The organism is Candidatus Ponderosibacter sp. Uisw_141_02, from assembly GCF_048087665.1.
Taxonomy (GTDB): domain Bacteria; phylum Pseudomonadota; class Alphaproteobacteria; order Puniceispirillales; family Puniceispirillaceae; genus UBA3439.
In genome coordinates this window covers 1,556,913-1,571,746 of sequence record NZ_CP159807.1, presented here as the reverse complement: position 1 = coordinate 1,571,746, position 14,834 = coordinate 1,556,913, and the positions used below count along the sequence as shown (strand labels likewise).

Below are 14,834 nucleotides of genomic sequence, written 5' to 3'. Positions count from 1 at the left end.
ACATTCACCAAAATTTTTGACAGTTTTGGCTGTTTCCTCGGTAATGCATTTCGCATGCCATAAGCTGATGAGGATATGTCAAAAAAGGGGATATGTGCGCGTAATGGGTGCTATTCAACAAGGCTGGATTGCCGTAATTCACCAGCAACACTGATTTGACGGCCAACGGTCATGAACTTGACCGGATCGATAGATTTGTCATTGACCCGCACTTCGTAATGTAAATGCGCGCCTGCTGATCTGCCGGTATTGCCCATTTTGCCAATAACGTGATTTTCGCCGATATAATCGTCAAGCCTGACGGTGATGCGCGCCAAATGAGCATAGGTTGTGACAATACCAAAATCATGCTGTACGCGCACAACTTTGCCAAATGAGCCTTCAGTGCCAGCATAAATCACCGTTCCCGGAGCGGTCACGCGCACATTTTCCTGCCATGTCCCTGCCAGATCAACACCGTGATGGAATGACACCTTGCCGGTTTTTGGATGTTTCCGATTGCCGTAATCACTTGAGATATAATAATAGAGCATTGGTGGTTTGAATGGGATTTTACGAAGTGCCGCGCGATGTTCGGCAAGATTGACCATCATATTTTTGAAATCGTCATCCTTTGGCATGCTGGCAAGCTGGATTTGGCTTGGCAACACATCAGCCGAAATGCCAAGGCCGGTAACGGTCGCGCGGATATAGTCGATTTCCTGTTCCAGTGCCAAAAGCATTTTTTTGGTTCTTGCGGCCTCGGTTACAAGCGGTAGGACTGGTCCTCGGCGCTGCGTAAAAAAGCCGGTTAGCAATCCGTCGGCTTGGGGCATATCAGGTGCGGCTGGCAATGCAGCATTTTTTGCGGCTGGCTGTTCAGGCAGATTTGGCGATGGCGGGGAAAGACGCGCCGTTTCAATGGCATCACCATTATTTTCATCTGGCTGAATTTGGGCTGGTTTCCGCTCGTTTGGTGCAGATGCAAAATTAGGCAAAAGCGCAATGGCGAATTCTTGTGCGCGTGCGGCAATGCTCGCCGGTTTGACATTATTCTCGATGATCGGATTTGACGCCGCTGTCACATTGGTACCTACCTTTACGGCATTGGCCTGTTCGGCATCAATCTTGGGCATGCGGCGCACTACACTAGCCGTTGTTTCGATCGATTTTTGGTCGGCGAGACTCGGTTCAGCAGTCATTGGCACCATCTCAGGTGACGAGGCGTCATTCGCCTTTTGTTTGATTGCCATGTTATTTGCATCATTACCAAATTCTGGGTTGGCAGATGCGGCATTGCTGGCAAGGGTGACGCGCTTGCCGCCTTGGATGATCATTGGCATGGCATTATCGGCAACGGTTTCGGCATCTTCCGCGATTTTGGTATTTGGCGATGTTTGCTGTGTCTGCGGTGTGGTTACCGCCAGCTGGGTTGTAATCCGGCCAACGATCAGACTTGGCGGTTGTGCTATTTTTCCAATAATTGATGGCGGGTGCGAATCCTCAAGGCTGGCTGGATCGTAATCGAACCATTTTAACGCACTAGTGGCAGTATCATCTTTGTTGAAAGCGGCACCGCCTTTTGGGTTTGCGCTGGCCTGTGCGGTTTTGATGGTTTCGTCGCGCATCACCTCGATGGCGCTATAGCTGGCAATGATCGTCGAATAGAAAATGGCGGCGACACCAGCCATACAAATCAGGATTCCTGTCAAAACCAACGATGGTTTCAGCGTTACTTCAACAGGGCCGCCGCGGGTGAAGACCAAAAACCGGTTTTCGCGCAAAAACCAAATTTTGTTGGTTGTGATGATTGGCATATCAGGCTGGTTGCCGCGTCGTACTTCGGGGGCAAAACGCGCGTAAAGGCCAGCAAGTCCCAAAGCACGTAGAACTCGAACAACGCGTGGTGTGACTGCTTTTTGGCCTTTATTCGTCATCCGATCCTTATCCTAATTTCATCCAGACCAGCAAAATGAGCAGAATATTGGTCAACAATTGAATGCCGATCACTGTCAGCAACAGGTTATTGGAGGTTTGATTACGCACATTTAGTTGAAAAGCAGGCATTTTCAAGGTGGCTTCAATGGCTCTATGCTTATTTACCAAATCATCCGGAACACGCTTACTTGTAGGTGATGATTTGGCTGCGACACCTTCTGATCTGTGCCCATCATTTACGGCGCGTGCTGCCGGTTCGACTGCCTCGTTACCAAGCGAGATATCAGCATTTTGGTCAACAGCATAGGTTGCATCTTCTAGCTCTTGGCGTGAGACGATCGCTGCTGAAACTTCGTTTCGCATTTCTTCTATTCTTTTCCGAATATCAACAACTTCATCAGCCATAATTTGCTCTAATTACATTAAGAATTTGGTAAAAATGTCGTATTGCTGTTAAGCCATCTTTCTTTTAAGCAAATGACATGCCATCAAAACTTCTGAGTAGCGGATCCTGAAACATGCTAACGTAAAGTGACTTGATTGAAGAGCCAAAATAAAAAGAACAAAGCTGTTTGAAAATTATTTTTTGTAGAATCAGAGAATTAAAATGTTTAGAAAGAATAGGATTAGTGCAAGGGCGTCGCGAAATCCGTCGCAGATCAACGAAAATGTACGAATCAGGGGCACTATTACCGTATCTGAACCGCTGGTTATGGCAGGACAACTTGACGGCGATATTAATGCCGATACACTTCACGTCTCGTCAACGTCGTTTATTACTGGAGAGGTTACCGCACAAAGCGTAACAATTGACGGCAGGGTTCATGGTACTGTTGTTGCCGATAAAGTGTTTTTATCGGCAACAGCGTATTTTGAAGGAGAAATTAAATGTCAGGACGTCTCCGTTGCTGATGGCGCACATATTAACGCAAAATTCACCAAGGAGCCGGTGACAAATGGATAAACTTGGAAACAAGACACTCATTGGAGCCAGTGCAACGTTTACTGGTAAAGTTATCAATGCGCGTGTTATCGAAGTTAATGGCAAAATGAATGCCGACTTAACAGCGGAAAAGGTTACTATCGGTGAAGCTGGACATTTCGATGGGGCGATACAAGCTGACCTTGTTGTGGTGTCTGGCCATTATGAAGGCAAGATGCAGGCTAAAAGTATTTGGGCTACTGCAACAGCGTCAATTTCTGGAAAACTGCACTACGAAACGTTGCAGATGGATCGCGGCGCGGCGTTGAATTGCCATGTTGTTCATAACTGGAAAGCAAAAAACACTGCCGTGGCGCAAATTGACAATGACGATGCGGATTTGCTTATGCCAACAACATTGGGTAAGGCAAAAAATGGCGCGGTACCAAAACCCCCTATTGAAGGTGCATAAACCATGTCGGCAAAACCATATGATCAAATGACCAGCTTTCACGATGACACAACCTATATTTTAGGCGATTTGATCATGGAGGGTTCGCTCGATGGCGGTGACCATCCAGTTGTAATCGATGGCCAATTTAACGGTGATATTACCGCAATTGACCTGATCATCCGTGAGCAGGGTAAAGTGACCGGCGCCGTGAAGTCAAAGACGGCTATTATTAACGGTCATTTCAACGGTAATCTGATTTGTGAAAGCCTGAATGTCACCAACACCGGCATTGTCGAGGGTGAGGTTCAGGCCAATGCATTGTCAATTGATCTCGGTGCCGAAGTGATTGGAACAATCAGTCGCGTTAACGCAAAATCAAATTAGATTGCCTGTGATCAAAATCCAAAATTAATATCTAGAATCTCGAGACAACCAATCTACCGGATTGAAGCTTAATTATGCAGTGGTGATTGATGCTCGGTCATGTGGTGGCGAGGGGCACGGTTCGAGCGCGCCCAATGCATCAGGCATCTTCATCAAAATGCTGCATGAAATCATCACAAAGCTCGGCTGTGACAACACATTGATCCATAAAAGCCATTGTTTCGGCGCGGCCTTGAAGCTGAAACATGCGCATCGCGGCATAGCGGCCAGCGGCCATCGCCACAGTTAGGGGCATGTTTTCTGTTGTTGCCACCTTTTCGAGCGCCGTTTCAATTGAATCTCGGATTTGTTCAACCTTGTAAATGTCTTTTTTTGATAGTTTCGCCACATCATTGATAACGACCTTTGGATCAGCGCGGTACTCATTGAAGTGAATAATGTCTCCCATGGTCTAATTACCTCGCGCAAGTTTCAGCGGACATTTCATCATCCGTGCATCGATTTTGATATTTGGTGATGCAATTGGGTCCACATCGGTTTGGTTCATCTTAAGTGGAACAAGAATATTTGTGTTCAGCCTATAGGCCTCGTTTTTCAAAATGATCAAGGCTTCGTCGATCGTGCCAGTATGCAATACTTCGATAATTCCAATGCTGCTGCATCCGGCCAATTGGCTGTTGCTGCGGTTGCTGAATTGAATGATCTGTGACCCGTCAATCGGTGTGGGTGCAGGGCGCTTTACTGGCGTGATCATCGGTTCTGCTGGCGGGGCGGCGGCATTGGTAGATTGTACAGATTTTAGTTCATCGGCGATATCAGCGGCCATTTCTTTGGCGATATCGCGGGTAATAGCTGGCCGCATCTGTTCGCCACGAAGCGCATCCCACTCATCCGTTGGCACAACAACAACCGATGTTTTGCCGGTTTTGCGGTTATCAATCAGCAGCTGACAACTGGTTGTCATCATGCCGATGGCCGCAATTGCGGCGATGGTGAAATATCTATTGCGCACGCCCGAAAGCCTTCTTGTTGAAATTCTGTTCAGGTGAAACAACGACAAAACGCCATGAACATTTACCCGAAAATTTGAATTTCTTGAATGATGGTTGCTGGCCATGCCCTCGTTGATCGCCTGACCAAGCGTGCCAGCAAAATAATGGGGGTATAGAGGCATTTAAATATCGGTTTTCCGAAACAGCTTTGGATTTGGGGGCGTAATCCTTTGGGCTTACGCCCTTTGTCGTTTCTTGCTATCACTGGCAAATAATAATGCCGACAATTGGATCGCAATGATAATGACGCAAGACATTTCGATTATTCGCCCCGACCTGATCGCGCGTATCCATGCGCTTTGCGACGGGGAAGATGACTCAATTGCGATTATGGCCACTGTTTCAGCCGAGTTATTTCATGCTGTTGACGGGTTTAACTGGGTTGGTTTTTACCGTGTAGTTGCGCCTAATTTATTAAAGATTGGCCCCTATCAGGGTGGGCATGGCTGTGTTGTTATCCCATTTGATCGCGGGGTTTGTGGCGCGGCCGCACGAAAAGGGGCAATCCAGCTTGTTGATGATGTTGATCTTTTTGAGGGGCATATCGCCTGTTCAAGCAGCACGAAATCTGAATTGGTGATTCCCTTTCTTGACCAGAGCGGCCAATTGCTTGGCGTTTTGGATATTGACTCAGATCAGCCCCATTTTTTTACATGGCAGGATGCTGATCAATTAGATCAACTGCTACGCCAGCTTTTTCAAAACACATCTTCATAGGTTTATCTGATCCGTCTTTTGGCTTGGCTTTTTGGTTAAGCAAGCATAAACTGACCGCTGGTCAATTATTATGTGGGGGCGGGGATGCAGCCGGTGCAGCGTGCCAGATCTGAGACAGCAAAATTAGCGCGCGAAGATTCGATTTTGACAGCGGCTGAAATTTTGCTTCGGCAGTCGGGCTATGATGCCATGACAATGCAGGCGGTCGCAACGGCGGCGGGGCTGGCAAAAGGAACGCTCTATCTATATTTCAACAGCCGCGAGTCACTTGTTCTTGCGGTTCATGGCCGGTTGTTTGATCGCTGGATTGACCGGTTTGCCTTTTATCAGCCTGAATTAACTGGTTTTGACGGATTTTGCCGTGATTTCGCGCGGCATTATGCTGATGATCCTTTGTTCCTGCAATTGGCCGGTTTTGCCACTGCATTGCTTGAACCGCAGCTTGACCGTGAGGCCTATATCAAAAGCAAACGCGGGATGGCGCGGCGGGTCAAACGGCTTGCAGGATTAGCATGCCAACAATTCTCCATCGCGCCGACAGCGGCGCAAAAGCTTATTTGGGGATTTTTGACGATTGCTGGTGGCACCGCGCAAATGACCATTCGTCTAGCTGTCAGTGAAGCAGATCTGCCCGATGATGTCATTGCTTTTACCGATCTGGCAAATTTTGAAACCGTTTTCGTGAATGCCGCCGCCCCGCTTGGGGGCAATCTCATGTCACGTTCGTGATACCGAGCCGTTTGTGATGCTAGGTCGTTCGTGATGCGACGCGTGGCAGGTGAATTCCTTTGAACCTTGGCCAGCAACGCGCGTATGATGCGGCAATTCATTGTCATTACTGGCATTAAGGGGTGGTTGTAAGTGATCCTGTTTTATTCGCCTATTCATTAGATGGTTCGGGTGGCGACGCTACCCTGCATGACGGCGCTATTTCACGTCTTTTGAAAGATGACCAGCTTGCCTGGGCGCATCTGAATGCCGATCATCCTGATACAGCGGCTTGGCTTTGTCGCGAAGTTGGCTATTTAGATGATTTTGTCGTAATGCTTTGCTTGCTGATGAAACGCGGCCGCGTATTTTGCCGGTTGGTGAGGGCGTTTTGTTAATCCTGCGCGGGGTGAGTCTGAATGAAAATGCCAGTCCCGAAGACATGGTTTCTATTCGGCTATGGATTGACCCGCATCGCATTATTTCGCTTCAAAGACGAAAATTAAAAGCGGTTGGTGATTTGGCTGCCAATATCGAGGCGGGGCAGGGGCCGGTTGATTCTGCAGGCTTCATCACGGCGCTGATTGGCCTGCTTTTTGTGCGCATGGCACCAGCGGTGACTAGCCTTGGCGAAGAAATGGATGATATCGAAGAAGATGTGCTTGATGGCAGTACCAATGCGCTTCGTGAGCAAATTGTATCAATCCGAAAAAAGGCAATTATTTTCAAACGCTACATGGCACCGCAACGCGACTTGATCATAAATTTTCTTAAGGCAAAAATTGCCTGGTTTGCTGATCATAACCATCACCATATGATTGAGGCGCATGATAATATTACCCGCTTTGTTGAAGAGCTGGATTCGGTTCGGGAACGATCGCAGGTGATCAGTGATGAGGTAACGAATATTTTGACTGAAAGACTGAATAAAAACATGTACGCATTGTCAGTCGTCGCGGCAATCTTCCTACCATTTGGGTTTTTAACGGGGCTTTTAGGCATCAATATTGGTGGCATTCCGGGCGCTGAAAACCCACAGGCTTTTCTTGTTTTCTGCGTAATGCTATCGCTGGTGGTTGGCTTGCAGGTCTTGATTTTCCGCAAAATGCGCTGGTTCTGATGAGTTACCCGAAATTCCCTCATTTTTCAGGGCTGGTCAAATATGCAAGATCAAGATAAGGCCGCGGGCAAACATAATCCCTTTACAAAAATGGGAATGATCCGATTCTGGGCGATTTCAACCATTGTCTATCTGACTTTTCCAGTCTCGCTTATCGTTAGCTATATCGCCTTTGGGCCACTCTTGACCAAACAGCTCATTACCGCTTTGCTCCAGGATTTTCTGCAAACCCTGCTTGTTGCGATTGGGGTTTTGATTATCCTGATTTGGGTAACCGTTCACTATTTGGGACCCACACTGGCTGGATGGTTTGGTGGGTAACCGCAACTTCAGGTTTATTATAATAACTAATGTAATAGATGGTTGGCGGTACCACTTTGAAGGGTGGTAACGCTAACGATCGATTGCTTCGGTTTTTTGCTTTGAGCGCCATTATGTCCGTTGTATTAATTAGATATATGTTGGGTTTCGCTGGTCGCATAACGTTGTATCATGGTACAGATTAATTTTAAAAAGGGTGCTAAACATGCTTGCAGTATGTGTTGATTTTGAGATTGATCCGGCAAGTCTTGACGCCTTTTTAATAATTATACAAAACAATGCTTCAGATTCATTGGCAAATGAAGTCGGTTGTCATCAATTCGACATCACGCAAGACCCGCAAAACCCAACAAAGATATTTCTCTATGAACTTTATGATGATGCGTTTGCTTTTGAGGTGCATAAAAAGGCAAGCCATTATCTGGAATTCAATCAATTAGCCAGTGAGATGGTAACAGCAAAATCTGTTCGCTTGCTTCAAAAGATCAATCATTGACACAAAGTTTGTTGCTGCAAAAACAACATGCGCAAAAATATGCTATTTTCTACTGTGCCAGCGCTCTCCAAAAGGGCGTGAAGACCATGGCTGTTTTAGAGCGATATTTTTTTGGAACTTCAATTATTCATTTAAATGTCGTTATATAGGAGTGAGGCGTATGCGTTGCGCAAGGTGCCTTGTACCAACACTGATTTGGATTTTGATTTATGAAGCCTCGAGTATTTCTATCATTGGTATTTGTGTTGCTGTTCTCTAGCTACGGGATGCAGCCTGCGCTTGCTGGCGGCAAAACTTATCAGGGCAGTGAGTCATCTGCTCACTGCACCTTATGGTCAAAGGACCGGCTCAGGTGGCCACAAACAATCCTTGGCCGTGAGAAGGCGGAATGTAGACGTAAAGCCGTCGATAGCTCAGCTGGCAAAACCACTTGCCGGTTGATCAAGACTTATATTGACGATGATAGTGGTGAGAGAATTTGTATATACAAGCGGCAGGGAACGGGACTTGAAGAGCTGAGTTTGAGCATGTCTGCTTTTCTTCACTGCCAAAAAGACTTTGAGTGCAAACGAACGGCGAAGTAACGAAGGCTTTAGCTACAGGAATTTGTTAAATCTAATTTATTAAATGGGTTTTCCGATGTTTAGTCAAAAGCGTGTCTTTGAAATTATTGAAAAGGGGCAGGCTGACGACCGTGCAAGTCGTTATTGCGATATATTTCTATTTTCTCTGATTGTGCTGAATTTGTTGGCAGTATGCCTTGAAACAATCGACAGTCTCCATACACAATATCGAACAGTCTTTACTTTAATAGAACTGATTTCAGTATCAATTTTTTCAATTGAGTATGCGCTGCGGATTTGGTCATGTGCCGCTGCACCAGATGGCAAACACAAAGGCGCGGCAGCCAAACGCTTTGGTTATATATTCAGCTTTACGGGTATCATTGATTTATTGGCAATTTTGCCGAGCATTATCCCGCTTCTTCTTGGCGGTGTTGATTTGCGCTGGCTTCGTATTCTGAGGTTGATGCGTTTATTGAAATTTTCTCATTATTCATCGGCGCTTGAAGATCTGATTTCGGCTGTTCGCCATGAAAGCCGGTCATTTGCCGCGACCTTGTACCTTTTGGTGTTGGCTTTGCTGATTTCCAGCGCATTGATCTATGTTGCCGAACAGGATGTACAGCCTGACCATTTTGGATCAATCCCGCAGGCGATGTGGTGGACGGTTGTTACCCTGACAACGGTTGGTTATGGCGATATTGTGCCGCATACGGTCGCGGGTAAATTTATCGCCACCCTGACCGCGCTTATGGGGGTTTGTGTTGTTGCGCTATTAACCGGCATTGTTGCCACTGGTTTTACCAATCAGGTGACAATGCGGCGGCACCGGCTTGAGGCCGAAATTTCATCGGCATTAACCGATGGGGTGATCACCAGCGATGAACGCAAAAAGATTGATGATTTACGCCAGCGTTTGAATATCGCGGAAGAAGATGCGGTGGCGATCATTGGCTATTTGCAGCGTAAAAACGATCAAAAATAACCCTGCTTAATGATGACGCCGAAGATTAGGCCGCAGGATTTGGCGGCGGCGGTGGTGTGGTTTTGCGTGATTTTCTGCCACGCGATTTTGATGATGCCAGATAATCTTGCCATTCTTGATGTTTTTCCAGATCGGACAGATGCACATCAAGCGCCGAATTGGCAATCTGGATTTCGATGGTGAATTGAACCATCGCCGCAACCATCAAAATGATTGATGAAAAAAACAGCCAGCTGCCAAGATTATCAATGCCAAAATAAAGCGAAATCATCGCCAACAGATTCAAGATAAAGGCAAGCGCACTAAAGGTCTGGATGATGGCGATCAGCCGCAGTCTTTGCCGAAGGCTGGCAATCTGGCGGAAAAACCGGGCGCTGTCATCGGTTGAGATTTTTTCATTGATCACCGTGTCATGCAAATTGCGGATCAATCCGGCCAAAAGCGAATAGCGATTACCAAAATTAATCATCATCAGCGGAATGGCGGGGAAAAGAACGCCAACAATCAAGATATTTGAATGCATTTCTTCAACTCTGACTTCTGCGGTACTGCCCAGTGGTTTGTATAGTGTTAGGCTATTTTTTATTTAGAGTCTTGCAATTCAATGCGACAATCTTCTCCGGCTCTGATAATTTTCGAAACTTCAAAAAACCTTTGGCGAGCGGACTGCCCAAGCAAATGCTAAGTGAACAAAACAACTATTTAAGTCCGTTGGCAATGGCCGCGTGCCATGGTAGACAACATTTTGCAACATTTGGGAAGTGACATTTTTCATGCGCATCGTTCCAATTATTCTAGCTGGTGGGGCTGGTACCCGTTTGTGGCCTGTTTCCCGGAAGACTCTCCCAAAGCAATTTGTGCCTTTAATTGATGGTCAAACTCCCTTTCAGCAATCGATTTTGAGGGTACAGGGTGACAAATTTGCCAAACCATTGATAGTTACTTCTGACAATTATCGTTTTTTGGTGTCACAACAGCTTAATGCGATGGGGTGTGACGCAGATGTTATTATTGAACCTGAAGGGAAAAACACTGCGCCAGCCATTTTGGCTGCAGCCCTTGTCGCTAAAAAAAACGATAACGATACGATGCTTTTAGCAATGCCTGCTGATCATCATATCCCTGACTTCGATTCTTTCTCGCAAACAATTGCCGAAGGCTTGGCGGTTGCAAACAACGGGGGTGTTGTGACCTTTGGCGTGAAACCGTCACGAGCTGAGACTGGTTACGGTTACATTGAAGCAGTGATCGATGAGGGAAGAGCTTGTAGGCCGGTGAGAGGGTTCCATGAGAAACCCAATTACTCTCGGGCAATAGAAATGGTTGCGAGTGGGTTGTATTCTTGGAATACAGGTATTTTTCTTTTCAAAGCTGTAACAATTTTGGACTTGGCTCAACGTTTTCAGGCTGGGATGCTGTCAGGTGTGGGCAAAGCAGTCGCTGACGGTTATACTGATCTAGATTATTTTCGAATTTCTGAAGCTTCATGGGCTGCGGTCAACGCTGAGTCAATTGACTATGCCATAATGGAAAAGGCGGACAACATATACTGTGTTGATTTCCAATCAGAATGGTCTGATCTTGGGGATTGGAGTGCAATAGCCAATTTAAATGTGCAAGACTCTAATAACAACACGTATACTCAGAATACGACTGGAGTAGATTGCAAAAATACAATGCTTTGGTCCTCGGCTAATAGGCTACGCTTAGCTGGTTTGGGGCTAGAAAATATCGTTGCCGTAGCAACTGATGATGCAGTTCTCGTGGCAGACGCTGACAGGCTGCAAGAGGTAAGAAAAATTGTCTCAAACCTCGAGTCGCAGGGTGTGCCTGAGGCAACTGAGCACCTGAAAGACTACCGCCCTTGGGGATGGTTTGAAAGTTTAGTGTTGATGCCAAATTACCAGGTGAAGCGTTTGCATGTCTATCCAAAAGCATCATTGTCTCTTCAAAGTCACAAATACCGCTCAGAACACTGGGTTGTTGTGTCTGGTTGCGCCACCGTGTGCAGAGACGAAGACATGTTTGTGTTGAATTGCAATGAGTCAGTTTACATCAAAGCTGGTCAAAAACATCGTTTGGCAAATGAAACCAATGACCCATTGACCCTAATTGAGGTTCAAACTGGAAGTTATTTGGGGGAAGATGACATAATTCGTTATGAGGATTTTTACCACCGCTGTGTGTAATAATATCTCTCACTTGGCTGTCTAAAAAAACTTCGCAGCAGGTTGCTATTTGCTTGACCAAAGCAATGGTTGTTAATAAAAGCACAGACATCTTTGGACGGGATACGCCGATTTATCGTTGTGTTAGTCAGAGGCGGAGTAGCTCAGTTGGTTAGAGCAGCGGAATCATAATCCGCGTGTCGGGGGTTCAAGTCCCTCCTCCGCTACCATTTCTCAAGTAAAAATTAGCAATCACATCAGTGCTTTATTGTTAGTCATCACCTCAATGTGATTTCTGATGATTCTACTGATTCATGCCGTTTTGTCAAAGTGCGTGTGACTGAGGTGTGACCGGCGTGTGACCAAAGTTGATCGCGTGGGTCCCATGGTCAAAGGAAAGACACCCCCACTGGGGGAAGACAAACACGGATTTTACAAAAGGGGACTAAAGGGTCAGGTTGTTGTTCTTATTTTATATGCTTGCTGGAGAACCCAGTGCCCCTCTAGAATCGGTTACTAGAAGGGACTCTCTTAGAGGCTACTTTAGGCTGGCAAGAAGAGCCTTCACAGAGTGTTAATCAGACGCAGCAACGGGTGCATGGGTTTCCTGGTTTTTCTTGCACCTTTTACGTTTGCACAGTTGTTTCATCACTAAAAGGGCAGTAGCCCCAATTAAAATGCCTGACATTAAGTTTAACTTGGCTGTTAACAACATATTCGCCACCACTAAATGAATAATACTCTATCAAGAAATGGATAGTGCGTCAGCGCATACAAGTTGGTAGGACAATACGTACAAGTAATCAGGATCACCTATTTGGGAGCTTTTCTATCAAAGCGGGCACAACATTCATTATAGAAAAGCCCTCCCCCTTTAAACTGATGGGCTTAGTGTGTTTAGCCCCAATTTTCTGTACCAGTATTTTTCGATTTTTCTATTAGTGTTTCAAGTACTGGAGGTCGCATATTCAGACCGTGATGCGGCCTGATGTGATTATATTGGCGAAACCAGACATTGATTGCCTTTTGGGCTTGATGGACGGTGTAAAACCACTCCGCATTTAAAACTTTGTTCCGTAAGGTGCCATTGAAGCGTTCGTTATAGCCATTCTCCCAAGGTGAGCCTGAATAGATTTGGATTGGTTCAATGCCCACTTTTCTGAGCCAAGTTTGAAGATGTTTAGCAATGAACTCAGGGCCGTTGTCGGAGCGAATGAACTTTGGCTTTCCACGCTTTAAGATCAGATCAAACAATACGTCCAGCACATCATTAGTATTCATCTTGGACCTGACGGCAACATAAAGCGCTTCTCGAGTGTATTCATCAATGACCGTTAGCATTTTGTAGCCACGCCCATTTGTGAGCTTGTCGTGCACAAAGTCGATACTCCAAATATGATTTTAATGGTGAGGCCTCAGCCTGATGACTGAACTGTTTTGTGATAAAGACGTTTTCGTTTCTTATGGCGCTTTGGAAGTTGCAAACCTTCTTCACGCCACAAACGCTATATGCGCTTATTATTGACTTTCCAGCTGTCTATTTGCAGCAACTGGGTTATCTTCCTGTAACCGTATCGACTATACGCCTTAGCCAATCTAATCATAGCCAAACGTAGGGCTTCGTCATCATGTTGAACGGGTTTGTACTTCAGCGTTGAACGGGCAACGCCCAACACTTTGCAAGTACGTCGCTCGGATATGTTGAGTTTTTGCCTTGTATGAATAACGGCCTGACGTTGTTGATCCTTCTTCAGACCTTTGGTTTCAAAAAATCCAGGCTTTCCTTCAAGATTAACTTGTCCAACTCAAGTTCAGCTGCGATCTTCTTTAGCCGATCGTTTTCTTTCTGAAGAGACTTCATCTCGCTGAGCTGTGAGCGCCCCATTCCACCAAACTTCTTGCGCCAGGCATAATAAGTCTCGTCTGACACGCCGGCCTTACGGCAAGCACTGACAACATCTATGCCGCTATGAACATGCACCTCAATCTCACGCAACAGCTTCAAAATATCCTCGTCTGAGTGACGTTTGCGGGCCATAATTCTGATCCTCCATATCTATCAAATTATGGCACAGTTTTACGGGGATAAGACAGTTGATTGATCAAAAATATATTGCACTAAAAATTATGAACCCCAGTTGCAATTAATGTGCTATTACGTTCTAAATTAAGCGTCTGTTGTTTGGAGTCTGCAATCGATGAAAGCCGACGATAAAGTTATTAAAGATTTTGGTGACGAGTGGAAAGAGTATGACTATCGCGGTTTTGACAATGAAAAGCTGTTCGAGAATTTCAAACAATATTTTTCAATTTTTCCATGGCATAAATTAGCCAAAAATAGTGAAGGTTTCGACATGGGATGCGGCTCTGGCAGATGGGCTAAACTTGTAGCGCCAAGAGTTGGAAAATTAAATTGCGTGGAACCAAGCGCTGCTATTGAGGTTGCAAAAAACAACCTTCAAGGCCTCAAAAATATACATTTTTACAACCAGACAAGCAAAAATTGCACGATTGAAGATTCGTCACAGGACTTTGGGTATTGTCTGGGCGTTTTGCACCACATAACCGATACTGAAGGTGCGTTGATGGATTGCGCGAGGTTATTGAAGCCGAAAGCGCCATTACTTTTGTACATATATTACAATTTTGAAAACCGGCCATTTTGGTTCAAAGCTATCTGGAAATGCTCAGATATTCTGAGGCGCCTGATATCAATTTTTCCGTTCAAACTAAAAAAGTTCATTTGCGAAATCATTGCTCTTTTGGTTTATTGGCCTTTGGCACGCCTCGCTTACCTCACTGAAAAGCTTGGCTTTGACCATGATCTTGTTCCATTGGCAGATTATCGTAAAAAACCCTTTTACCAGATGCGAAACGACGCTTTGGACAGGTTTGGCACGAGGTTAGAGAAACGGTTTTCCAAACGCCAGATAACGGACATGCTGTTGGCTGCTGGCTTTTCTGACGTAACATTTTCCAATCAAACACCCTATTGGTGTTGTGTGGCAGTCAAATCATGATTGTTTG

Annotated in this window: 19 protein-coding genes and 1 tRNA gene; 13 read left to right on the top strand and 7 right to left on the bottom strand. The window is 45.7% G+C overall.

Features of this window, described 5'->3' with window-relative positions:
- Nucleotides 1-110: 110 nt before the first annotated feature.
- Both ABXT40_RS07940 and ABXT40_RS07935 read right to left on the bottom strand, forming a co-directional pair.
- A complete protein-coding gene (locus tag ABXT40_RS07940; RefSeq protein ID WP_443645077.1) occupies nt 111-1,916 on the bottom strand; it encodes a M23 family metallopeptidase in 1,806 nt (601 codons plus the stop codon).
- 7 nt (nt 1,917-1,923) lie between these two features.
- Nucleotides 1,924-2,322 (bottom strand): hypothetical protein, encoded by a 399-nt coding sequence (locus ABXT40_RS07935; RefSeq protein ID WP_443645076.1) that lies wholly within the window; start codon nt 2,320-2,322, stop codon nt 1,924-1,926.
- Between the two features lie 202 nt (nt 2,323-2,524).
- On the opposite strand from ABXT40_RS07935, the gene ABXT40_RS07930 reads away from it, so the two are divergent.
- The 3 genes from ABXT40_RS07930 to ABXT40_RS07920 are packed head-to-tail and all read left to right on the top strand — an operon-like array spanning nt 2,525 to nt 3,677.
- Entirely contained in the window at nt 2,525-2,881 is a 357-nt protein-coding gene (locus ABXT40_RS07930) for a bactofilin family protein (RefSeq protein ID WP_443645075.1), read from the top strand.
- Nucleotides 2,874-3,311: a bactofilin family protein gene (locus ABXT40_RS07925; RefSeq protein ID WP_443645074.1), complete on the top strand. Its 438-nt coding sequence runs from the start codon at nt 2,874-2,876 to the stop codon at nt 3,309-3,311. Before ABXT40_RS07930 ends, ABXT40_RS07925 begins: the two co-directional genes overlap by 8 nt.
- A gap of 3 nt (nt 3,312-3,314) precedes the next feature.
- Nucleotides 3,315-3,677 (top strand): bactofilin family protein, encoded by a 363-nt coding sequence (locus ABXT40_RS07920; protein WP_443645073.1) that lies wholly within the window; start codon nt 3,315-3,317, stop codon nt 3,675-3,677.
- A 139-nt stretch (nt 3,678-3,816) separates the two neighbouring features.
- On the opposite strand, the gene ABXT40_RS07915 is transcribed toward ABXT40_RS07920, so the two are convergent.
- On the bottom strand, nt 3,817-4,125 hold the full coding sequence (locus tag ABXT40_RS07915) for a hypothetical protein (protein ID WP_443645072.1): 309 nt from the start codon (nt 4,123-4,125) through the stop codon (nt 3,817-3,819).
- A 3-nt stretch (nt 4,126-4,128) separates the two neighbouring features.
- A complete protein-coding gene (locus ABXT40_RS07910) occupies nt 4,129-4,851 on the bottom strand; it encodes a hypothetical protein (RefSeq protein WP_443645071.1) in 723 nt (240 codons plus the stop codon).
- Between the two features lie 121 nt (nt 4,852-4,972).
- On the opposite strand from ABXT40_RS07910, the gene ABXT40_RS07905 reads away from it, so the two are divergent.
- The 7 genes from ABXT40_RS07905 (at nt 4,973) to ABXT40_RS07875 (ending at nt 9,639) form a co-directional block, all read left to right on the top strand.
- Nucleotides 4,973-5,446, top strand: coding sequence for a GAF domain-containing protein (locus tag ABXT40_RS07905; RefSeq protein WP_443645070.1), 474 nt, complete (start codon nt 4,973-4,975; stop codon nt 5,444-5,446).
- A gap of 84 nt (nt 5,447-5,530) precedes the next feature.
- Nucleotides 5,531-6,175: a TetR/AcrR family transcriptional regulator gene (locus ABXT40_RS07900; RefSeq protein ID WP_443645069.1), complete on the top strand. Its 645-nt coding sequence runs from the start codon at nt 5,531-5,533 to the stop codon at nt 6,173-6,175.
- Between the two features lie 122 nt (nt 6,176-6,297).
- The gene (locus ABXT40_RS07895; RefSeq protein ID WP_443645068.1) at nt 6,298-6,552 is read left to right on the top strand and encodes a hypothetical protein; all 255 of its coding nucleotides are present in this window, start codon (nt 6,298-6,300) and stop codon (nt 6,550-6,552) included.
- Nucleotides 6,495-7,274, top strand: coding sequence for a zinc transporter ZntB (locus tag ABXT40_RS07890; RefSeq protein WP_443645067.1), 780 nt, complete (start codon nt 6,495-6,497; stop codon nt 7,272-7,274). Before ABXT40_RS07895 ends, ABXT40_RS07890 begins: the two co-directional genes overlap by 58 nt.
- Before the next feature lie 42 nt (nt 7,275-7,316).
- A complete protein-coding gene (locus tag ABXT40_RS07885) occupies nt 7,317-7,595 on the top strand; it encodes a PTS beta-glucoside transporter subunit IIABC (RefSeq protein ID WP_443645066.1) in 279 nt (92 codons plus the stop codon).
- A 205-nt stretch (nt 7,596-7,800) separates the two neighbouring features.
- On the top strand, nt 7,801-8,091 hold the full coding sequence (locus tag ABXT40_RS07880) for a putative quinol monooxygenase (RefSeq protein WP_443645065.1): 291 nt from the start codon (nt 7,801-7,803) through the stop codon (nt 8,089-8,091).
- A gap of 639 nt (nt 8,092-8,730) precedes the next feature.
- A complete protein-coding gene (locus tag ABXT40_RS07875) occupies nt 8,731-9,639 on the top strand; it encodes an ion transporter (RefSeq protein ID WP_443645064.1) in 909 nt (302 codons plus the stop codon).
- 25 nt (nt 9,640-9,664) lie between these two features.
- Here the strand turns inward: ABXT40_RS07875 and ABXT40_RS07870 are convergent, their stop codons facing one another.
- Nucleotides 9,665-10,162 (bottom strand): DUF2721 domain-containing protein, encoded by a 498-nt coding sequence (locus ABXT40_RS07870; RefSeq protein ID WP_443645063.1) that lies wholly within the window; start codon nt 10,160-10,162, stop codon nt 9,665-9,667.
- 250 nt (nt 10,163-10,412) lie between these two features.
- On the opposite strand from ABXT40_RS07870, the gene ABXT40_RS07865 reads away from it, so the two are divergent.
- Nucleotides 10,413-11,828: a mannose-1-phosphate guanylyltransferase/mannose-6-phosphate isomerase gene (locus tag ABXT40_RS07865; RefSeq protein ID WP_443645062.1), complete on the top strand. Its 1,416-nt coding sequence runs from the start codon at nt 10,413-10,415 to the stop codon at nt 11,826-11,828.
- A 132-nt stretch (nt 11,829-11,960) separates the two neighbouring features.
- Nucleotides 11,961-12,037, top strand: a tRNA-Met gene (locus ABXT40_RS07860).
- Nucleotides 12,038-12,704: 667 nt separating this feature from the next.
- Here the strand turns inward: ABXT40_RS07860 and ABXT40_RS07855 are convergent.
- Together ABXT40_RS07855 and ABXT40_RS07850 are read right to left on the bottom strand one after the other, a co-directional pair.
- Entirely contained in the window at nt 12,705-13,202 is a 498-nt protein-coding gene (locus ABXT40_RS07855) for an integrase core domain-containing protein (RefSeq protein ID WP_443646989.1), read from the bottom strand.
- Between the two features lie 355 nt (nt 13,203-13,557).
- On the bottom strand, nt 13,558-13,845 hold the full coding sequence (locus ABXT40_RS07850; protein ID WP_443645061.1) for a transposase: 288 nt from the start codon (nt 13,843-13,845) through the stop codon (nt 13,558-13,560).
- Nucleotides 13,846-14,005: 160 nt separating this feature from the next.
- On the opposite strand from ABXT40_RS07850, the gene ABXT40_RS07845 reads away from it, so the two are divergent.
- Nucleotides 14,006-14,827 carry a class I SAM-dependent methyltransferase gene (locus ABXT40_RS07845; RefSeq protein ID WP_443645060.1) on the top strand — a complete coding sequence of 274 codons (822 nt, stop codon included), beginning with the start codon at nt 14,006-14,008 and terminating at the stop codon, nt 14,825-14,827.
- Nucleotides 14,828-14,834 lie beyond the last annotated feature (7 nt).